Raw genomic sequence first — 20,764 nt, 5'->3', positions numbered from 1 at the left:
CTATGATTTGGAAATGCGACGAATAGATGGGTTGTCAGGAGTAAATTCAAATGGTGGCCGGGTTTCTTATCCAGAGGAGGAAACATGAAGTCCAAATGCATCAGGTGGTTGAATGCGACTCTGTTCGGTCTCGGCATCTTTCTCTTACTACCGATCGTCGGGAAGGCGGAACCCTGGATGGGGGGGCTGGCTATCCGGGATGATGTGGTATGGCGCGACGCGAGACCTGGCAATTATGGGACAGTCCATTACTTTCTTGATGAGGATCGAAACGAGCAGGTTCCCTTCGATGTGTTGATTCAAGTTAATGCCGATGGACACCCGCCATCCGAGCTGGAGGTAGAAGTCTTTACAAACCTGAACAGGCGTAACTATGCCAAAGTCTGGGAGAATATAAATGATGCAGGCCGCCCTAGCAGCTACTATATGACCTATCCGATGACCCATGTCGGCCGCGTGGGCAACAATGAGCTATATAAAACAACGCTGGCTGCAACCCGAGCGGGCGCCTACAGGCTGACTGGACGGTTCCGCATTGGTAATGGCCCGTGGCGCTGGCATAACGATTTCAAAACTGATGGTCAAATGCAAAGGGATTGTGCCGTTGTCGTTTCCCCGCGAAAAGTCTTGGACCTGACGCTTTACGAAGCCAATCCCTATGTGGTGGAAGCCACGCCGGGCGGGACGGGTCAGCAGCACAGTACGCTCGAGGATTTCACCGATCACGATCGGGATGGTTACGATCCTTTCAACCTTCACTATGTTCGTAACACACTGGGGTTTAATACACTCTGGCTGATGCCGATATTCCCCAATACAAAAGAACGCCTCGACCCGGGCCAGGGGCGACGCGTGGAGAATTACTCCCCAGGCAGTCCATATGCGGCGCGGGATTATTGGTCGGTCAGTGAGCGACTTTCGGAAGGAGGCACCTCTGAGTCTGCTCTGCGTGAGTTTGGGTATCTGGTTGGCAAAGCTGAAGACCTCGATTTGAACGTTTTTATCGACGTTGCACTCAACCATGCGGGGCGTGATGTCATCTTTGGGCAAGGAGCGGCCGATCTAGGGCTTGTTTCCCAAAATGAGGCGCGGCAGCCGGTTGCCCGTGCTCGTCCGTCATGGAGTACGAGCAAATCCAACTACCGTTCCCACGCAAGCGATGAAAGGGATATTGCCGAGTACGCACCGGCTGATCGTTTGGGCGAGCACCAATGGTATGACGCTGGGATTGACTGGTACTTTGGCGACTATTCTTCTCTAGGCCCAAAGCGCGGCCAAGGACATGATACGAGCCGTGGCAGTGCCGAGGATGAGCGCGATCTCTTGTATACCGATCTCGATCCGACTGGCGGCCATGATTTCGAGGTTGAGAATATCTGGAACTACTTTGCTTATCTCTTCCCTTACTGGCTCGACAAGACTGATAACAAGCTGGACGGTATCAGGGCCGACTTCGCTCAGGGACTACCTCCGCAGGCCTGGGAGTACATCATTAACAAAACTCGCCAGAAGAAGTGGGATTTCATCTTTCTTGCCGAGGCTCTGGATCCCGATCCCATTCGTTATCGCGTCGCCCGTCACTTTGATCTCTTGACCACTGTCGACCACTGGTTATATAGAAACAGTGCCGTTACGATGAGTCAACTCGTCCGCAGCCTCGAACAGGAAGCAAATATTTATGGATACAACGCGCCAGTTCTTCGCAATGGAACGAGCCATGATGAAGAAGGAAATCCGAATGCATGGCTGATGATGTCACGCTATGCCGTTGCTGCGGCTCTGCCTGGCGCCCCAATGGTTTATATGAGCCAGCCCTTGGGGGTTGGCAATAAGGTGGATTTTCAATATTCATGGCAGAACCTTGCGGACTATTGGAGCCGGAGCAATGCAAAGGTCTTCGAGATGTACCACAGGATTAATACCGTGCGCGACCAGAATGCGGCATTGCGTTCAACCAACCGTTTCTTCCTGACTAAACAGCGGGGAGGCGGATTTAATGAGGCAATATTTTCAGTCGCGAGGTGGCAGGATGATAACGTTCTGCTCGTATTCGTGAATCTGCGAGATCAACAAGTGGGCCCGGAAACCTTTGCGGTTCCCGGTAATGTTCCGCTGGATGCCAACCCTGCAGTGCGTTATCAAGTGCGCAACCTTGTCGCTGATGATCCGGCTGCTGTCTTATGGCCTGAACCACGAACGGCCAATGACATCTTCAGAAGCGGTGTCCATGTACATTTCAGCTCGCCAAATGAAGTCCAATATTTGCGATTGGAGCGTGTGAGGTAGCGCTAGTAGCCTGTCGGACTTGAAGGAAATCGGCTGCAAAAGCGCAAAGCATCTGAGCGGTTCATATTCCGCCGCTTTTTCGGTATGAATTTGATGTCCGGTCTTATCATCGGTATTGCCAGGTCTGGGACTGGAACTTCAAAAACACGTCAACCCATTGACTGGCCTGGGGAAAATTAAACGGCAGAACGCCATCCTGGTATACCCCGTCCTCGCCCTTGAAACGCCGAGCGCACGAACCACGACAGTCACAACGCCGCATTGAGCCCCGCTGGGCCGCCATAAAAGCAATAGGGGCACAAACCCTTGCGGTGGCTCTCCAGAAGCCGCAGGGGAAAGGGCAGTCGGTCGGCGGTCTGTTCAGAAAACCGGTAGCCGTTGGGTGCGTTGACCGCGCGGCAGGGCAAGTCGGTGCGGTGCCATTCCGACCACCGCTGCACTCGCACCTCACCGAGGTAGGTCCATGTGTCGGTAGCCTCGTCGACAGTGATCTGCGGGTTTTTCACCTCGGAGCGCCAGCGAACGTACGCACGAGGCGGGAGCGGCCCGCGCATTTGCACATGGAGGGAGGTGGTCCCCAACTCGATCACGTCGGTTATGTTAGGGCCCAGCCGGCGGTACAGCCGCGCGATGATGCCGAACTCGCTCGCGTTGGCGCGCCCGGCTGGCAAAAAGTCGAATCGTAGCCGGCTCGCAGCCGATCCATCCTCGTCGACCAAGAGGACGTCGTTGGTCCTATCCTCGAGTATCCAGCGGATGTGCAGTGCGGGGTCAGCCTCTGATACTCCCGACGGAAGCCGCATCAGGTAGCGCAGGACGTCGCCTGCGTAGTTGCTGGGCACCGCCGTCGGTCCGAGCAGAGCAACCGGGGTGGAGGTCGCCCGAGTGGAGATTCCGAAGTAGGTGCCTGCGGTGGTGATCTCGAACTGTTCGACGCCGATGCGCACGCCCACACCGCTCGGTGGAGGAATCGTCCGCCGAACGCGGGCTGCCGGCGCACCCGGCTTGGCCGCTTTGACCTTTCCACTGAAGTTCTCGGCGGCTGCACTCACCAGATCTTCGATGTAGAGCGTCGCGAACCCGACGGTCAGGACGCCGAGAAACACTTCGAGGACGATTACCCACCACGACCGGTCCACGTCGGTGTGGACACCCTCAAGGTGGAACTCGAGCGCGGGCCAGATGCGGCTGTTCACCCACCTGTTCTTAGGCAGGAAGGTGAAAAACTTGCCGGGTCGGGTGTGGAACATGCTCGGAACAACCAGGAACGAGAAGTTCACGGTGCCGGATGACTTCCTTGCCGCACCGCTCACCTGAAAGTACCCCGCCGCGGACGTTACCGAGAACCGGTCCAGGCTCGCGCCCGCGTTTTCAATGGAGGTGACTATGCGTGTATGCAAGTCGTTGAGCAGGAGCGCCGTAGCGGCCGCGTTGACTACACCAGCGACGTCGTTACTGCGCGCGAAGTCAACTAGTGCGTCCACGTTGCCCACGATCGATTCGCTCTCATTTTCGACATTCAGGCCCAGCAGTAACACACCGTCTCGCACCCGGGCGGCGACCGATGTCGAAAGGCGCGCGAGTGGGCCGAAGAAGCTCGCGTCAATGGCGGGCAACTTGATCAGCCGGAATGCGATGGCGACCCGGATTGCCTGCTGTAACCGGGCCTTGAACTGATCGCCGACTACGTAGGAGACGACATTGGCCGGCGTGCCCTCTGACGTGACCGAGGCCGTCCAGCGGCGGACGACGATGTCGTCGGCCGCTGGATCCAGCTGCAAGTTCGACCCGGGTGCAAACACCGGCCTGATGGTCGCCTCTATTTCGCTAGCGATCTGGGCAACGTGCTCCGTACCATCGAGGGTGATACGCAACGGACCCCACGTCGCCAAAGTCAACACAAGCAGATTCGTGGCACCTTCGCATTTGATCTCAGGTTGGCCCAGGAACAGATTGGGGGCGACCTCGGGCGGTCCGCCCGGCAGATTCGCCGCCAGCACCTTAGGGAAGGATCCATTCGCGTATGCCGCCAACAGCGCGACGTTGAGGACATGCTCGCGTACGGTCACCGCGGCGGCAAAGTCGGCATGATCAGACATGGCCATTTCCAGGTAGTTTGGAAGCGGCGCCGGGATTCCTGGTGCACCAGTGAACGTCCGAAAGATACTAGCAACTCGACCAGATCTTCATGGTTCTTATGCGCGTTCATACGAGACGCGACATCCACGACACCGCTAAATTCCAGCGTAATCCGCATAGCGGTAAAAAGCAATAGCTTTCCGACAGATCAGGAAATACCGGAAGAGCTCAGCTCGGTATGTGGTTTTGGGCGCAGGTACACCGTCGGGCTATTGGTCTCAAGGCTGCATTCAAAACAGATGATCAGGGTCGCCCTATCTGAGCAAACCAGCTTTTTTCATCTTTGGGGAATATTTGTTGGATTAATGCCGATTTTGTAAAGGGACCCTCTGCTCAGCTTGAATATTTCGTATTCCATGCTATTCGTTATATGTAACGACCGGTCCGAGGAAGAAGATCATGGCTACCAACGAGAATGAAAGCGCCGCGACGCCGGGCATGGAACGAGCGAGGCCCGGGCCCGGCTATCGCCGCCGCGTAATCGTCAAATTCAAGGATCACGTCCAGCTTCCCCGTCAAGATACCGCACGAATGGTGGAATCGCTCGGTGTCGGCCCGTGGAACGCGGTGGCGGCACAGTTTGAAGGCATCACACTTGAACCTCTCCTGTCGTTTGAATCCGATCAGTTCAACGCGCTGGCGGAACGCGCCAGGGCGTTGAATTCCGCATTTCGGCCGGCCAATCTGGGCGCCTATTTCGCGATCAACCTGCCGCCCGGCATGAATGCCGAAGAACTGGTGAAGCAACTCTCCCAGTGGGAGTCGGTGGCCATGGCTTACGTCGAGCCGCCGCCTGTCGAGCCGCCATTTGTCAACGCTGCGGATGACCCACGCAGCGCTAACCAAGGCTATCTCGACCCCGCGCCCGACGGCATCGATGCGGAGTATGCCTGGAATTTTCCTGGCGGCGATGGCGCTGGACAGGCACTGGTGGATATGGAGTGGGGTTGGACTTTTGATCATGAAGATCTCGCCGCGCACGGTATCACGCTGATCTCGGGCCTGAATCATTCCTATTATTTTCATGGCAGCGGCGTGCTCGGGGAAATCGCTGCGGTAGATAATGCCGTGGGTTGCGTTGGCATCACGCCCGCGCTGGCATCTGTCCGCTGCGTGGGCCAGCATCTGCCGGGAGGCGGTTATAGCACGGCCCAACCAATACTCGACGCGATTGGCGTCATGAGCTTTGGTGACGTGTTGCTGCTTGAAGCACAGACGAATCTGTTTGGTTACAGCCTGGTCCCGGTCGAGATCGACCCAGCCGTTTTCGACGTGATCCTCCTCGCGACATCGCTTGGCATCGCGGTGGTCGAGGCGGCCGGCAATGGCGGCGTCGACCTTGATACAGTGGTGAATCCCGGCGGCCAGCAGATATTCAACCGCGCCAGCCCGGATTTTCTCGATTCAGGCGCCATCATGGTGGGGGCGGCAAGTTCCACCGCGCCGCACGTGCGCCTCGGCTTTTCATGTCATGGCAGCCGTATCGACTGCTATGGATGGGGCGAGAACGTGGACACCCTTTCTTCCGATGCCGCCAATACGGCTACAAACCTCTATACGACCGGCTTCAACGGCACATCCAGTGCTACCCCCATCGTCACGGGCGCAGCGCTCGCGGTGCAGGGTCTGGTGGAAGCGGCTTCAGGCGACCGCCTTGCCCCGTGGCAACTGCGCATGATTCTGTCGGATGCCGCATATGGAACCTTGTCTGCAGATCCGGCTGTAGACCGCATCGGAGTGATGCCCAATCTACGCGCGATCATTGATGGAACAGTACTCAACCTCGCTCCCGACATCTATCTGAGGGATTTCATCGGCGACAACGGCGATCCTCACCTGGGCGCGATCTCATCCAGTCCGGATATCATTCTGCGGCGGCTGGCTGTCGTCGATCCCCAAGCTGCTTTTGGCGCGGGCAGCGGGACCGAGAACGACATGACACTGGGTTACGAAGCGGAAGCGGGGCAGGATAATTTCGTTTACGTGCGTGTGCGCAACCGGGGTGGCTCGGCTGCAACCGATGTGGCAGCTACTGTCTATTGGGCGCCGCCTTCCACGCTTCTCGCGCCCGACCTGTGGACACTGCTGGGATCGACCACCTTGGCAAACGTGCCGACTGGCGACCTGCTGACCGTTTCAAATGGCATTACCTGGCCATCTGCAGACATACCCGCAACGGGGCATTATTGCTTCGTCGGCATTCTAGACGCGCCTCGCGACCCTGGTCCCATACCCGCCGATTTTCTGGATTGGGACAATTTCACCAACTTCATCCGCAACAATAATAACGTGACCTGGCGCAACTTCAACGTGGTCAATAATGTGCCGCCCCCTGGGTCGGAACCAAGGGACTATGTCGCCTTGCCCTTTATCGCGGCAGGCGCGCCGGATAAAGCACGGCGCATGCATCTTGAAATCGTGCCGCGGTTGCCCGCCGGGGCCGAGATCATACTCGAACTATCTCCGGAATTTGCCGAAAGGCTGCGCGTGCGCCCGCATTCCATGCCATTCGCGCTACTTGGCTCAAAAGATCGCCCGCGCGTTGTTCACGTCCCTCTCAACCATTGCAGCCGCCTTAGACTTCCTGAAATTGCCTTCTGCGCAAAGGCGAGAATTCCTCTGCGGCTCTTGGTAAAAATACCGGAAGCAATGCGAAAGCACGAGTTCGAGCTTTTTGCGCAGCAGATTTACGAAGGAGAAGAAGTGGGACGAGTAACTTGGCGGCTGGTACCGCAAAGGCAGCCGCAATAGGACCAACCGGATTGCCGGATGTTCGACCTCCGGTTTAAGGAGGTTGTTCGCCGTGTCCGGGCTATTATGCCTCCGCATTTGACCCATCTCATAGAATTAGTTGGTAGCTTAATTGAATCTTCGGTAGACCAAGAGAGCCGTATTGAAAGGGGGAAATAATCATGCGATTTAGCAGGACTAAAGTCCTTCAACTTCCTCTAATTTACCCTTAATAACATATTTTATGATGTGTTGGATTAGGACAAACTCGGCCAGCGTGGTCGGATGGATTACAACGCGGATTCCGCAGCTAAACACATGACTACCTGGTCAGTTCCAAAGTCGATTCCGAGATCGGGGAAATGAATCTTTAGTTTCGCATGCGAAACTTTTAACGCTTGAGAGTTCGCTGCACGAACACGGGCTTTACCGGGTTGCGCTTCGCTTTATTCCTTCGGAACGGCTTTGCCGCCCTTTCAATCCTCTCTACTTAACGGCTCAGCTTCGCTCATCCGTTGCGCACTCCGTTTGCATTCTTGGGATCATGGCTGGTGCCATCATCCCGCTATCCACGGCCAGCATTGCCCGACTGTCACAGACCACGCCAGCCGCTACGCGGTACGCTTTGCCTGTCATGGTCTGTGATCCCGCCCCTGTACCAGGTGCAGGCCGCAGGCAACTCAAACCCATCCAAGACGGTGCAGCCAGCTCTACCCGTTGCGTTATCCCCCCCCAAGTCCCCCGAACCTCTGCGAGGGGGACTTGGGGGGGATAACCAGAATGCAACGGGCAGGAATTAGCGGCTCGTTGCTTCACCGTCAACCTACCCCACCCATTCCCAACCCTTGCCCGTGAAGGCAAGGGCTGTCCCCACCACCGCCGCCCCAGGGCGGCCCGAGGAAGTCCGAGCGAAAGGATGTGTTTATCAACCCGAAATCGCGAGGATTCCAGAAGCATGAAAACTACCAGCACCCCTAAGAAAGATATGTACGCACAGATCACGGAAGAGATTATCGCCATGTTGGAAAGCGGTAAAAAAAGTAATATTACTTGGGCACGAACCGGCAACGGCTTGCCCCGCAACCACAAGACCGGCGCAGCCTATCAGGGCGTAAACGTGCTTTTGTTGTGGACAGCGGCCATGACTCACGGCTACTCAAGCGACCGGTGGTTGACCTACAAGCAAGCCGCAGACATGGGCGGCCAAGTTCGCAAAGGTGAAAAAAGCGTTTCGTGTGTTTTTTTCAAGACGATTGAACGCGATTCAGGCAAAGGCGACACCGAGAAAACCGAATCAGCACGGATAATCAGCCCGTTCTGGTTGTTCAATCTTGACCAGATAGACGGTATTGAAAAGCCACAGGTCATTGCGCCACTTAACGAGTTTCAGCAGATCGATGCAGCCGAGAGCGTTTTAAGGCATTCAGGCGCAGTTATCCGCGAACAAGGCGAGAAAGCGTTTTACCGTCCTTCGACCGATGAGATTTACCTACCGGAACGAAACCGCTTTGCTTCCGAGATCGAGTTCTACAGCGTAGCCCTGCACGAGCTGACGCATTGGACCGGAGCCAAGCACCGTTTAGCGCGTGACTTCGCCAGCCGCTTTGGTACAGAATCCTACGCTTTCGAGGAATTGATTGCTGAGCTTGGAAGTGCTTTCCTGAATGCGGAACTTGGCTTTGCCGCATCAATGATCCCGAATCATGCCGGGTATATCGAATCATGGCTGAAGGTGCTGAAAAGCGACAAACGAGCAATATTCACCGCAGCCAACCAAGCCAGCAAGGCACACCGCTATATCATAGATTTAGTGGAAGGCAACCAAAGCGAACAGAAAGCCGCTTAACCAAGGAGAGAGAACCCATGCCAATCATAAGCACGTTTTATGGCATTATAATTCAGATGTATTGGCGAGATCATTCACCGCCGCATTTTCACGCAGTCTATGCGGAAGATGAAGTAGTAATCGACATACGCACTTTAGGCGTATTAAGAGGAAACATGTCACGGCGGGCGCTGGCGCTGGTGCTGGAATGGGCGCAGGAACACCGCGAAGAACTCATGGAGGATTGGGAATTATGTCAACTCAGGCAATCACCAAAGAAAATATCGCCTCTTCTGTAGTTCCGCCTATACAAGTAAAGGCACCTTGGCGGGTGAAGGCAGTAGAAGCACTTGACGGCTATCGGCTACACGTTCGCTTCATCGATGGGCTGGAAGGCGAAGTCGATATGTCCGAGTTTGTACGCGCACCCGATGCCGGTGTTTTTGCCATGCTGGCCGACCCGGATTTATTCGCCCAGGTGTACGTCGAACTTGGCGCGGTAACCTGGCCGGGTGAACTTGACTTGGCACCGGACGCCATGCACGACGAGATCAAGAAAAACGGAGTATGGAGGTTGAAATAAAAAACGCAACGCGGCCTTGACCGCGCCTAACCGCCTGCTTTTCGGCAGGCGGCTTAAATGCAAAAACAGAAGAAGTGGGAAAATCAATCAAAACGTTCAAAGCAGTCCGGCCATGCCAGACACCGTTTCTTGCCCTTCACAGACCATACGGCTGCGTGACTATTTTGTTGGGATAGTGTGTACATAGCTGCAAAAACCGCCTAGTACCGAAAACCAATCTACTTGTAGCAACCTGCATTTAATCCCGTACATCCTAAAACGGTTGTGTATACCCTTTTAGTAAAAAAACGAATTTTAATGATGTAAGCCACTATATTCAATTAAATTTCTATTTTTAATTAAGAGAAACACCGGCAACAATGTTAACAATGTATGTCTAATAACGGCTTTTTACATTATTTGTTTACGTTTTTAGGATTTTTTGGTGGTGTTATTTTTACCTCAGGCGAAGCGAGAAATCGGCTTTTTATTACTCCGTAAAATCAAATTTCTGAGCGCCAGACGAATTGCATCCAGCACTTGGTCCGGCGCACCTTTGTGAAGTTTCACTCCGGCTGCATTCGTCAATATCATCCTTGACTGTTTGGCGCCAGGAAGAGTGAGTTGAAGCTTTTCTATCGTATGCTTGCGGCCGCCGATCAAAATAGTTGTCGCTTCCAAAACGTCCGACGATCCTTTGACTACAGCATTGACAGTAATTCCTAGGTTTAGGCTAAGGTCGGAAATCTGAAGCGAGTCAACCATTCCCGGTGTGCTGAGATGTTTTTGTACTGCGACAGCCCATGCTAAAACGTCGACTGAAACTGGATTTATAGCGAGCGAGAAGTCAGAAATCTCCAGCAATCTACTCACCATCGTTTGAATACTTCGCGGTGCATCGAGAAGTTCTAGTCCCGGGCCATCTTTTGTGGCTCGAAATTCGCACTGACGATACTCCACGCGATGAAACACGACTTCGGCACCGAAGGGGTCCGTAACCGTATCGTCATATTCTATCCGTTCGACAAAGCGGGCCTCGACAAACTCGTCCCGCACTCGGTCGAGCACAAAACCATCGGTTAACTCGCTTTGAAATGCTTTTGTTTTGAGCCTCTTTGCGAGAATGTCCATGGAGAAAGGCCAATCAACCGCGAACCAACGGTGCCGCCTCATACCGCAACCGCTTCAGGGGGCGTGTCGGCTAATTTGGGAATGTTGCCACTCACAAGCAAACTTACCAAAACACTCCGCGCCGTATCCTCGAGAATCGAAAGTAAAGCTGCCTTTTCTTTGTCTTCCGCGGCGCGGAAATGTTTTGGATATTTGCCATTGTTGAAACGAAGCACACCACGAACGGAATAACGAAACTTCCTGGCATCCTGCCCGTCCTCGAAACCCGCATCAAACTCCACAATGGAATATGGGGCAATATTTTGTTTTACGCGCCAAGTAATTGATGTGATAAAGAAACCTCCAGCCTTCAGTTCTTTATACATTGATGAGGCAACTAGATTATCCCCCGCCAACGCTACTTTACGAACAACACTTAGCATCTTCTCTTCCGCCTCTTCTTCTCCTTCGGTTTCCAAATCTAAAGATGGGTTGCTAGCAGCATCTGCATGAGCTACTCTAAGCCGCGATACGTTTTCTAGTGGAAAGTTTGGCAGCGAAGAAATGAGCTTTGTAAAAAACGTTGTTCTATCCTCGGATGCAGTTAGGTTTGTCAACTCAATTTCCTCAATCTTCACTTGGATCTTCTTCTTCTCCTCTATTTTCCCAATAATCTTGTCGACAATGGCACGGCCTTTCTCCGTCGCTGGGAAACGAATCTCGGTCCAGCCATCTTTTTGAATAAACTCGAACGAAGCATCACGAAGCCGTCTCTGCACCAATTTCGTCTTAGAATAATCGTATTCTGAATACTCCACATTCATGAAATACTCGTCTTCACTTTTCTTGAACGAATGAACCTTCTCGGTTGTCGCCTCGGTTTGATAGGTTGTTATTACCGCTTTTAGTTCTTCGCCGTTGAGTGCCAAATTGAGTCGCACGGCGGTTGTCTTTTCTCCCCTGTGACCCTGCTCCGTCGCCTCAATAAGACCGCAGATGTCCTTATAATCATGCGGAAGAATTGATAAGCGGTCTACGAGAACTTCGCGCTCCTCGTTGGGAGGGTAAAAAATCCCTCGGTCTCTTAACAATTCATGGAGAACACTCTCAGTGATGCGTAGTTTTGCTGAAAGCAGAAGATCGTGGATTTCTTTGTTAGAGGCAAAGTATAGTTGACCAGTACTACTCATAATCCATACCCAAATCAATTTCAGAAAAATCGCTCACCGTCTGCGTCATCTTTGAATATTTTATTGCACGCAATTTAGTTGCCAACTCGGAATTATCCCCGCCCCCAAGCCCCTCTATGTACCGTTGCGTCGCTTTTTGAAATGTAGTTGTAGCATGCGCCGCTGCTTGAAAAGACTTAATTGCGATCGTTGTTCCATGCTCCAACACTTGGTAATGTCTGAGATAGTCCAGCAAGTACATAAATTCTTCTTCCGTTTCTCCCAAGCGGCGATAAAACACGACGAATCCGCGCTTCGCACTTGCCCCCACCTCATACTCGAGAACAATCCAAGGCGAAGTTAACATTTCTAGGGTGGCAGCCCGTGCCTTCTCCGGGTGCAGGTTCGCACGCCCGTCTAACTGTGGGTAAAAATATTTGCAGTTTGCAGCACCGGGAAGGGCCGTTGGGCCGGCGGTCCCTCGCATTTGACGTATTTCATACCGAACATTGTCGAGCCATGCGATGTCTTTAGGTCCCAAAACGAATGCACGAGAACCTTTAGGAAGTGGAAGCTTGTCATTTTTAATATTGACAAAATGGGCTGCGAAATCTTTGTCATACCCACCATCATGATTGTAAACAAAAAGTAGACCACAGACATCCGGTGTGACGTTGCCATGCATATAAAGATCTCGCCAACCTTCGCTCTTCTCAGCGCAGGCAACTTGCTTACACAAGCTCGTCAGGGCGCCCTGGACTGTGGCCGTATTTATTGTCCCTTTAGCATAGCTTTTAAGATCACAGTGCACGAATGTACGTTTTGACGTATATGGTTCGTCATACCAAAATACGACGTCTGCGGGGTGTGTGGTAACGCCATGATGCGCTTGGTCCTCGCAAGGCCAGTTAGCGTCTTCCGGTCCCACTTTTGTCCAAAAGAACTCCGCAAAGAGTTCATCTGAGAGCTTACTAGCCATTTTGGCGATCTTGCTTGTCTCAGCCATTGAATCTCCTAAATTATCCCATTGCTATAAATCAAAGACCGTTGTATCAGATTGCAACGGTAATATAAGCATCCTGAAGAACTTCTTGTTGAGGATTCACATTCACAAAAGCAAATGGTGAAAATCCTAGTCTGAAGCTGCTGCGTTCCACCAGACATCGGTGGTGCGAATGATTCGGATGAAGGCATCCGGCGGAACAGAAGGGTTGGGATGTGGTAGTGCCAGTACTTCCTCCAACTTGCTAGCGACCCAAGCCCATCGGGTCGAACCGTCGTGGACGTAATCAAGATCACAGTCCTCAAAGAACTCTGTGATGTAGCTGCTCGACCGATATCGAAAATGTTCGGCATCACCGCAAACAATGTGGGCGAGTGCCCTGAGATTTCTGTTCTTCCACTTCATGACGACAATCCGATTGAGTGACACCTTGCAGGGTGGCGCCCCTAGCACTAGCTCGTAAGTTTTCCCATCCGACCCGAAGCAGCCCATTTAGCTAACACTGCGCTCACTGGAAGATTATGAGCGCAACTGCTCCAAAGCAGAGGCGAGCAGTATGTTACTGGATTTGTCTTTTTTAGCCCATCCGACTTAGGTACTAGTAGCCTGCCACTTTTAACTTAAACTAGATCACTGCCAGGTTAAGCCGCTTTGACTTTCCGCTTTAGCGCTCGATGCAAAGTAGTACGATCCACCTTCAACAACTCGGCCATACCGGATACTGTTTCCCGCCCTTCCTTGACCATCCCCGCCGCGTGATTAATTTGCTCCTGGTTTAATTTAACTGGCCGACCTAAATGCTTTCCCCGTTTTCTTGCAGCCTGCATTCCGGCTTTTGATCGTTCGGAAATCAGCGCACGCTCGAACTCGGCCAGTGCGCCCATGATATGAAAAACCAGTTTCCCGCCCGCGGTCGTGGTGTTGATACCATCCGAGAGGCTTTCAAATCCCGCCTGGTCTTTTCGTAACTTATCGATCAACTCAATTAGGAAACTCAGCGACCGGCCCAGCCGGTCGAGTTTCCAGACCACCAGAACATCACCGGCACCGACCGCTGCAATAGCTTGAAAAAGGCCGGCGCGATTAATGGCGATTCCGCTCACGCCATAATCGGTAAAAATTTTTTCACATCCGGCCTTGTTCAGTGCATCCATTTGTAAATCTAGATTTTGATCATCAGTTGATACCCGCACATAGCCAATTTTCATGCTTTATTTCCCCCCATCTATTTTGCCACAGCCTTTCGCCACACTAGGAAGACAAAAAAAACAACATATTAGCGTTGTCCATTTCAGTGTAGCAAAATGGAACCATTTTGCTACAGATAATCAGCAGCCACCAGAAGAAGCCTGTGAATACTGTAAAACGGATGAATTCGGCAAAGAATTCCCCCAGATCGGCCCGCCGCACCGCCATCAAACCGAATGTCCATACCATGCTGATGACCACCAATAGCCAGAAAAGCCAGGATGCTCGATCGGTGATGGTTGCGGCCCACGCGGATGCCGCACCTTTGTAACGAAATAAAATGTCGTCAAGTACATTTGCGTTTTCAATCGCCGCATGCGCTTCAGAGACAAAAAGCACCGTGCAGAAGAACACCGACAACATAACCAGAGTTGATCCTGCTGGTGTCCTCATGGCCGCTACCATTCGTAGGGGACACTTTTCTTTGTCCCCCCTGCCATGTAATCCGGGCATTTTTCCAATAGTGCCTTGTGCTCGGCGTTATCGGTTATCTTTCCCAGGTCTTCACAGGTCGGGTTGGCTATCTTTGTCCTTTTCTCAGATGGAAACTGGTCGCAGCCGGAAAGCACCGCAAGCATGATCCCTGCAACGACAAACAACCGGGTTGAACGCTCCGATTGCCTGTCCATACGCCACATCGCTGGAGTAATCCCCTTCGAGCTTGGTGGCTTGCGGCACAAGCAGGTGCTTGCCCGTGGCGGTGTCGTACACATCCTGGCTGACCTGCGCGAAGATTTTGCCCGGGAGCGTGGAATTGATGCCGGTGATCAGCGTGACCGGAATCACAAAAGTGGTTTGCACGGTATAGGGCAAGCGCGGCGGGAGCAGGCGCGAATCGAGCTTCCACTTATCCTCTCCCCCGCCCGCGAAATCCTCGTAATTATTTCTGGGTTTTCCTGGCTGGCCGGATTCGCTTTGCCGTGTTTCTTCGCTATCTTCCCTATCCTCATTGCCACCCATGCCCGCTTTTCGCAGTTGCGCCAGCCGCGCACGGTAGACCGCAGCCGGGTCTGTATTAGCGGGAAGGTCCGCCGGCCGCCCACTCGCCGCATCCGGCGCAGAACGCTCGCCCGGCTGCGCTATTTGCACGCCCGTTTTGGCTTTCAGCGCTTCCTCGAACCGTTGCTGCTTCATTTGCCGGATGCGCTCCATGTCCGTTTGATGCTGAGAGACCGGCAGGGACGGCGGCACCGGCGGCAGGTCGGGATTCGCGGGACGGAAATCGGCCTCTTCCGGAAGAACGGGACTGGATGCCGGAATGATCCCGTCCGGGCGGTCCCCGGCAAGTTCCTTGGCAAAGAGCGACGTGTTGCCCTGGCGCCTGGGTGTTTCTTCTTCTGTTTGCTTCGGGTTGGCGCGGTCCATTGCCACCAATCCTACGATGAGAAGGAACATGGCCACCACTATTCCTATCAGGTACAGCGGCAGGTTATTGACCCGGCGCCCGCCTCCGGTTCGTGCCTGGCCGGGCGAGACTGACGGCGGCATTGTCTGGCTCATGGCGCTATTCCTTGAACGTCCAGGGCCCGGCAGGGGCAATGGCGCCATTTTCAACCAGATAGGCACGGGCCAGCACGGCGTGCCCGACTACCATCGTGACGCGGGAAAGGTCTGCCGAATGGTTAAGCACGTAGCGCAGCTCGATCCCCTCGGGCGCAGGTGTTTTTATCGGCTTATTGCCCTCGTCTGCCGGCTTTGGCGAAAATACCGCGCCAAAGGTATCCGGCGGCATGAGCCGGGTTTTCTCTTCCTTCTTGGACAGCGCATAGCCTTTGGCGCGCAGCCGGTCCGACAGCAGCGCCCCAAAACTCTTAGGCTCGGAGACCACGAGGCTGAATTGCGTCTTGGCCGGCGGATAGAGCCGCGCCAGCTGGTTGACGGTATCGGAAGCAATCTTTTCGTCAAGGGCGGCGAAGGGATTCCCCTTCGTCAAGGGCTGGAATGCACAGGCGCCAAGGCATGCGCACAGAAAGGCGGAAAGGAGGATACGCATTTTTATTTCCCTCGCTGGATGGTGACGCGATCCTGGCTGGAACCCACGCCTGCGACCAGAATGGCCTTGTCGAAAATACTGTCAACGATGTAGCGGTTGCCCTGCAGACGGTAGTTGACCTGCACCGACTCCTCGTCGGTGAAAAGGCCCCCGTCTTTCCGCACTACCAGCAGGATCGGCGCTTCCGACTGGCTCAAGGCGGCGGGCATCTGGATAATGGTCTTGACGCCATCGTTATAAACGCGCAACGGCTTCCACGCGGCATTGGCGCCGTCGATGGTGTAGTCGAAATTGAGGTCGCCCAGGTATTCGCCGGTACCAGGCAATATTTGCCGGCTGTGGTTTCTGGCATCATTTTTCTTGATTTCATCCCACTTTGCCATCGCGTCTTGCGGGTAGATGAACGCCACCCGCGGCATGAATTCGGTGCGGTGCGAGCGCAGCCGCAAGTGGTAGGTGCGCCGGTCGGTGGTAACGATCAGGGACGTTTCCAGGCCGGTATCCATGAGCTTGATAATCAGGTGCTGTACTTCATTACCAGCGGCTCGACAGGCGGTTTCTTTTTTTTATTCAAACCGGATGGAAGACCAGGCAATGAGAGCCAATATCTATTCTCAACGTTGTAGCAGAACGTGTGCCAACGTACAGACGCAGGTCCAGCATCCTTCTATCGTTGGGACTACGCATTATTTTCCGGAGAAGCGAAATGGACAACGATAAAATCGTAAGCGTGCTGAACGGCTTGATTGAAATCTCGCGCGACGGCGCAAATGGCTTCAGGACTTGTGCGGCGGATGCGCATGACGCCGCGCTGAAGTCATATTTTGAAAACCGGGCGCAGAGTTGCGCGCAGGCCGTCAACACGTTGAGTGCCGAAGTCAGGCGGTACGGCGGGGACCCCGATACCGGCGGGACGGTAACGGGCATATTGCATCGCGCCTGGGTCGACCTGAAGACCACTTTGACGAGCAATGATAATCTGGCGGTGCTTGAAGAATGCGAACGCGGCGAAGCGGCTGCCGTGGTGGCCTATGAAAATGCGTTGAGGGAAGAATTACCGGGCGAACTGCGTGCCCTCCTCGACCAGCAATACGAAGGCGCAAAACGTAACCATGACAGGGTGCGCCAACTGCGCGACACCGCCAGGCATGGCAACTCCAGCCCGATCTGAAGTTATCGCGGCATTGAAGAGAGTGCTCGACTTTGGTCTACATAGATAAGCTTGTCGATGTCGTACCCATGCTTACCCGCTTCGCTTATGAACCGGGTCAACACTTCATCTGAAGCGCGTGGAGTGCGCGAAAGGAGCCATAGGTAATTCTTGTCCGGCCCGGTGACGAAGGAATACTGGTAGTCAATCCTGTCCAGATCGAAGACTACGTACGAACCGTAAAATGGCCCGAAAAAAGACACTTTCAAATAGCCCGTATCGGGGCTTTCCACAGGATAAGCCTTCCCCTCGGCGACGCGCCATTCGTCTTTCTTAGCGTCGTATCCTCGGTTTACGACCTTGATGCCACCATCATCAAGCAGGCTGTAAGTAGCGGTGATATCGCTCAGGCCTTTTTCGAAAGAATGCTCCAGGCGTGCGATCTCATACCATACACCAAGATACTTCTGCGTATCAAAGTTCGTGACCGGGGCAACCCCCTGCGGAAGCCTCACCTGCGGGACTCCGGCACACCCGGTCAATGCCACCACGGCCATCATGGAGAATGAAAAGAGTAATGTACGCATTCCCAACCCCTCCAAGCTACTTTGATATCCGATGCAACGTCAATGCAGGACCACCCTTTGTTTCAAGCGTCGCTGTATTGCCGTCCGCATTCAGTTTGAACGCGGTTGTCTCGGTGTCGGAAAAACCCGCGCAGCCATTGTTATCATAGGTGAATCCTTTAATCGTTAAACCCTTGCTGCCGGCATCGTAAGTGTATGAAGCGAATTCGATACCCGGGTCACCACAACTTTCATGGCCGGCACGTTCCGGATCCCCGATAGGATCAACCATCATGAACTTTCCGTTGGAAAAGAAAAAGTAGGTTTGTATCTTGATGGCAGCCGGGTCAGGCACCCAAGCCCCGATGATGCCTTTTGGGTCATTCTCCATTTTGGAATACCGGATCTCCTTGACCTCGGTCTTGATAGGTTCCTTCGAAGAGCTTACCTCGAGCGTGCCGGCAATATGGAAGAGCTCGCCGAAGAGACTGGCTTGTTTCCTCGGTCTTTGTACTGTCATGATATCCGAGGTAATCAGCTCGGGGCCATCGGTGCGAACGCGCCAGGCGGGCCTTGGGTTTGATAAACCCGCATGAAGGTTGGTATCGATTGTGGGCTTGCCGACAAACTTGAATCCTCTTGTCTCAAACTCGGATACCCTCGCTGCTCCGTATTCCACTCCAGCTTTGCTCAGCAGTTTGCCGCCGCACACACGGTTGGTATCGCACGAATCGTCAGGTGTGGCTTCTCCGTTCAGATATTCGCCGCCGTTAGCGGCTGAAATACGGATGACGGAAGCGGTCGCGTCATCGTTTCTGACCCAGATATTGGTACTGAGCAAAGGTATCCCCTGCGAAAGGAAGTGAGCCTTGGCCTGTTCCGCCGTCTTCACGGCACCCGTAACGCCGCCCGCCTCTCTTGCCTTCTGCAATTCGGCCGATGCGACAAACGCAGCAGGTTCGCTATCCAGATTGATTGAGGCAGGGATAGCCGCCGCGGCGGCAGCCGGAATGGTTATGCCATTTACGGCATTGCCATCCGCATCCAGCGATTGCAACAGGATAAGCAGGTTTTGCAACCTTGTTTCACTGTCACCGGCCAGTTCCATAGGGGTAATGATAGCCGCGCCCTTCGGTTTCCCGAGAATCAGGCTGCCCAGCTTGAATTCAATCGTATCCCCGTGGCTGTATTTGTAGATTCCACTCTCATCTGTATTGCCGGCGGCGCCTGAAGACGCCAGGTAAGCCACGCCGCTCACGGCGGCATCCAGCAGCCTCCCCGTAGCCGGACCTTTTTCGGCGGTTGCGGCGCTATTGTCGCCGCTGCCATTGCTCGCGGCGGGTCCGCTGCCATCACCACCACACGCGACCAGTCCCAAGGCCATTGTTAGTGGCAGCAAGCGGCCCCATGAAATTATTCTTTTCTTGTGATTAGATTTCATCCAGATGATCCATTCCACGTTTTAATCGACGCGTTATGATATCAAACTATAGCGCGACAATAATGAAAACATTGAGAATGACTTGGGTTTGCTTGAATGGTTTTCTTCGGGTAAAACGGACTGGAATTCCTGCTTGCCGCAAAACTCCCATCGGCATACATCGGCCTGATAATTTCACCGGGTCATTTTGCCCGCCGCCCTCGTTTTCACGGCGCCCGCTGTCATCTGCCCGGCACAGGCGCCAGCATGTTGGCATCGCGTGCCAGCATCCATTTTCCGCTTTGCTTCTTGAAAATGGACAGCGTATGGCCTGCGCGCGTCATGGATCGCGCGCCGCCGGGTGGCGTAACGACGACGGTGAGCTTCGTCCACATAAAGGCCCACTCCCCGAGAACCCTGATCTCCTGAATCTCGCTTCTGCAGTCGTATTGCGGAGCCTCCTTGCCTGATTGAGCACGTGCCGCCACGGCGAATTCAGCCTTGCGCATGACGGGCTGGCCTGGCACAAGAAAGACGACGTCATCCGCCATCAATGACAGGATCGTCTCGACGTCGATCGAGCAAGAGCCTCTAATCGTTTCCATTTAGCGAAACGTTTGATGTTCTCTGGCTTTAGCGTATAGTTTTGGATGAGTTGGTTGGAACTGCCAACTGGGCGTTCCAGAGCATTGCGGGTGCCGAGCGGCAGTGGGCTTCGGTGTATATAAATCTCGATAAACTGCCGTCCATTCATTACCTGACTATGAAGCATAGCTATCCCGCACAAGTCCTGTTGTTGTTGATATGCACGATTCTGTTTGCCGGTTGCGCGACCGTGCGTCCGCACGACCAGAGCGCAGACGCAATGGATCCTCATGAGCACATCAATCGCAAGTCTTATGATTTCACCGATATGGTCGACCGGAACGTTCTGAAGCCGGTCGCGGACGCCTATGTCGACCATGTGCCCCAGCCAGTGCGGCGCTCCGTGGGAAATTTTTATGACAATCTCGGATATCCGGAAACAATCCTGAACGATTTTTTACAGGGCAAGGTACGGCAGGGGTTCCGGGATACCATGCGTTTGGGTATCAATTCGACGATCGGAATAGCTGGACTTTTTGATGTGGCCTCACCTATGGGTTTGCCGCTGCACAGCGAAGACTTTGGACAAACGCTGGCTGTGTGGGGTGTCGATTCAAACACTTATCTTTTTATTCCTTTATTCGGACCCAGCAGCTATCGTGACGCCACGAGCATTCCCGTGAGCGTATTGACCAATATGCTCTTTTATGTGGGCACTTTTCTGGGCCCTTATGCGATTGGCAACGCCATCGCGATACCGCTCTCCATACTCGGCATCATCGACCTGCGCGCGCGACTATCCGGCCCCATGTCGCTTCGCGACCAGGCTGCGCTGGATCCTTACTTATTTGTGCGCGACGCTTACTTGCAGCAGCGAAAACATGTGATATACGACGGCAACCCCCCACCCGAAAGTTACAATGATCAGTTGGAAGAAGAACCTGCGGACAAGCCATCGAACTGAGCATGAACAGGGTT

The 20,764-nt window shown here is 53.8% G+C and carries 20 protein-coding genes and 2 pseudogenes; 7 read left to right on the top strand and 15 right to left on the bottom strand.

The features are described 5' to 3' along the window. The first annotated feature begins 84 nt into the window (after window positions 1–84). Window positions 85–2,286 (top strand): alpha-amylase family protein, encoded by a 2,202-nt coding sequence (locus BUA28_RS07325; protein WP_072767458.1) that lies wholly within the window; start codon window positions 85–87, stop codon window positions 2,284–2,286. Window positions 2,287–2,392: 106 nt separating this feature from the next. On the opposite strand, the gene BUA28_RS16240 is transcribed toward BUA28_RS07325, so the two are convergent. Next, the gene (locus BUA28_RS16240; protein WP_256325448.1) at window positions 2,393–2,548 is read right to left on the bottom strand and encodes a DUF2278 family protein; all 156 of its coding nucleotides are present in this window, start codon (window positions 2,546–2,548) and stop codon (window positions 2,393–2,395) included. Continuing rightward, on the bottom strand, window positions 2,535–4,385 hold the full coding sequence (locus BUA28_RS07315; RefSeq protein ID WP_072767457.1) for a hypothetical protein: 1,851 nt from the start codon (window positions 4,383–4,385) through the stop codon (window positions 2,535–2,537). The genes BUA28_RS16240 and BUA28_RS07315 overlap by 14 nt, the downstream gene beginning before the upstream one ends. A gap of 439 nt (window positions 4,386–4,824) precedes the next feature. On the opposite strand from BUA28_RS07315, the gene BUA28_RS07310 reads away from it, so the two are divergent. Next, entirely contained in the window at window positions 4,825–7,176 is a 2,352-nt protein-coding gene (locus tag BUA28_RS07310; RefSeq protein ID WP_072767456.1) for a S8 family peptidase, read from the top strand. A gap of 477 nt (window positions 7,177–7,653) precedes the next feature. Here the strand turns inward: BUA28_RS07310 and BUA28_RS15835 are convergent, their stop codons facing one another. Further along, window positions 7,654–7,791: a hypothetical protein gene (locus tag BUA28_RS15835; protein ID WP_178297937.1), complete on the bottom strand. Its 138-nt coding sequence runs from the start codon at window positions 7,789–7,791 to the stop codon at window positions 7,654–7,656. 319 nt (window positions 7,792–8,110) lie between these two features. Here BUA28_RS15835 and BUA28_RS07305 point away from each other — a divergent pair, with 319 nt between their 5' ends. From BUA28_RS07305 to BUA28_RS07295, 3 genes are read left to right on the top strand one after another with little or no spacing between them, the layout of a single operon-like run. Then, on the top strand, window positions 8,111–9,001 hold the full coding sequence (locus BUA28_RS07305) for an ArdC family protein (protein WP_218587243.1): 891 nt from the start codon (window positions 8,111–8,113) through the stop codon (window positions 8,999–9,001). A 17-nt stretch (window positions 9,002–9,018) separates the two neighbouring features. Continuing rightward, window positions 9,019–9,279, top strand: a complete 261-nt coding sequence (locus BUA28_RS07300; protein WP_072767454.1) for a DUF4160 domain-containing protein — start codon at window positions 9,019–9,021, stop codon at window positions 9,277–9,279. After that, window positions 9,234–9,563 carry a DUF2442 domain-containing protein gene (locus BUA28_RS07295; RefSeq protein ID WP_072767453.1) on the top strand — a complete coding sequence of 110 codons (330 nt, stop codon included), beginning with the start codon at window positions 9,234–9,236 and terminating at the stop codon, window positions 9,561–9,563. Before BUA28_RS07300 ends, BUA28_RS07295 begins: the two co-directional genes overlap by 46 nt. A gap of 441 nt (window positions 9,564–10,004) precedes the next feature. Here the strand turns inward: BUA28_RS07295 and BUA28_RS07290 are convergent, their stop codons facing one another. The 9 genes and pseudogenes from BUA28_RS07290 to trbG form a co-directional block, all read right to left on the bottom strand. After that, the gene (locus tag BUA28_RS07290) at window positions 10,005–10,673 is read right to left on the bottom strand and encodes a hypothetical protein (protein ID WP_143148459.1); all 669 of its coding nucleotides are present in this window, start codon (window positions 10,671–10,673) and stop codon (window positions 10,005–10,007) included. A 38-nt stretch (window positions 10,674–10,711) separates the two neighbouring features. Continuing rightward, window positions 10,712–11,842: a hypothetical protein gene (locus BUA28_RS07285; RefSeq protein ID WP_072767451.1), complete on the bottom strand. Its 1,131-nt coding sequence runs from the start codon at window positions 11,840–11,842 to the stop codon at window positions 10,712–10,714. Next, the gene (locus tag BUA28_RS07280) at window positions 11,835–12,827 is read right to left on the bottom strand and encodes a PD-(D/E)XK nuclease domain-containing protein (RefSeq protein ID WP_072767450.1); all 993 of its coding nucleotides are present in this window, start codon (window positions 12,825–12,827) and stop codon (window positions 11,835–11,837) included. The genes BUA28_RS07285 and BUA28_RS07280 overlap by 8 nt, the downstream gene beginning before the upstream one ends. Before the next feature lie 638 nt (window positions 12,828–13,465). Then, window positions 13,466–14,032: a recombinase family protein gene (locus BUA28_RS07270; RefSeq protein WP_072767448.1), complete on the bottom strand. Its 567-nt coding sequence runs from the start codon at window positions 14,030–14,032 to the stop codon at window positions 13,466–13,468. 121 nt (window positions 14,033–14,153) lie between these two features. After that, window positions 14,154–14,435: pseudogene (locus BUA28_RS16235) on the bottom strand (P-type conjugative transfer protein TrbL); the annotation flags it as partial. A 35-nt stretch (window positions 14,436–14,470) separates the two neighbouring features. Beyond that, complete coding sequence (gene trbK, locus BUA28_RS16415; RefSeq protein ID WP_072767447.1) at window positions 14,471–14,650, bottom strand: entry exclusion lipoprotein TrbK; 180 nt, start codon at window positions 14,648–14,650, stop codon at window positions 14,471–14,473. After that, window positions 14,610–15,572 carry a TrbI/VirB10 family protein gene (locus BUA28_RS07255; protein ID WP_072767446.1) on the bottom strand — a complete coding sequence of 321 codons (963 nt, stop codon included), beginning with the start codon at window positions 15,570–15,572 and terminating at the stop codon, window positions 14,610–14,612. Before BUA28_RS07255 ends, trbK begins: the two co-directional genes overlap by 41 nt. A 4-nt stretch (window positions 15,573–15,576) precedes the next feature. Beyond that, window positions 15,577–16,065, bottom strand: coding sequence for a hypothetical protein (locus BUA28_RS07250; RefSeq protein WP_083569916.1), 489 nt, complete (start codon window positions 16,063–16,065; stop codon window positions 15,577–15,579). Window positions 16,066–16,067: 2 nt separating this feature from the next. Continuing rightward, window positions 16,068–16,610 (bottom strand): annotated as a pseudogene (trbG, locus tag BUA28_RS07245) (P-type conjugative transfer protein TrbG); the annotation flags it as partial. A gap of 161 nt (window positions 16,611–16,771) precedes the next feature. On the opposite strand from trbG, the gene BUA28_RS07240 reads away from it, so the two are divergent. Beyond that, complete coding sequence (locus tag BUA28_RS07240) at window positions 16,772–17,236, top strand: ferritin-like domain-containing protein (protein WP_072767444.1); 465 nt, start codon at window positions 16,772–16,774, stop codon at window positions 17,234–17,236. Between the two features lie 2 nt (window positions 17,237–17,238). Here the strand turns inward: BUA28_RS07240 and BUA28_RS07235 are convergent, their stop codons facing one another. From BUA28_RS07235 to BUA28_RS07225, 3 genes are all read right to left on the bottom strand, one after another. Beyond that, entirely contained in the window at window positions 17,239–17,802 is a 564-nt protein-coding gene (locus BUA28_RS07235; protein ID WP_072767443.1) for a lipocalin family protein, read from the bottom strand. Window positions 17,803–17,818: 16 nt separating this feature from the next. Next, window positions 17,819–19,222, bottom strand: coding sequence for an adhesin (locus BUA28_RS07230; RefSeq protein ID WP_072767442.1), 1,404 nt, complete (start codon window positions 19,220–19,222; stop codon window positions 17,819–17,821). Window positions 19,223–19,443: 221 nt separating this feature from the next. Then, window positions 19,444–19,806: a YybH family protein gene (locus BUA28_RS07225; RefSeq protein ID WP_072767441.1), complete on the bottom strand. Its 363-nt coding sequence runs from the start codon at window positions 19,804–19,806 to the stop codon at window positions 19,444–19,446. 41 nt (window positions 19,807–19,847) lie between these two features. On the opposite strand from BUA28_RS07225, the gene BUA28_RS07220 reads away from it, so the two are divergent. Next, a complete protein-coding gene (locus tag BUA28_RS07220) occupies window positions 19,848–20,750 on the top strand; it encodes an MlaA family lipoprotein (RefSeq protein WP_256598259.1) in 903 nt (300 codons plus the stop codon). Window positions 20,751–20,764 lie beyond the last annotated feature (14 nt).

This window comes from Nitrosospira sp. Nsp11, from assembly GCF_900142705.1.
GTDB lineage: Bacteria > Pseudomonadota > Gammaproteobacteria > Burkholderiales > Nitrosomonadaceae > Nitrosospira.
The sequence above is the reverse complement of the archived record's forward strand: the minus strand, read 5'-3'. Positions and strand labels throughout refer to the sequence as shown.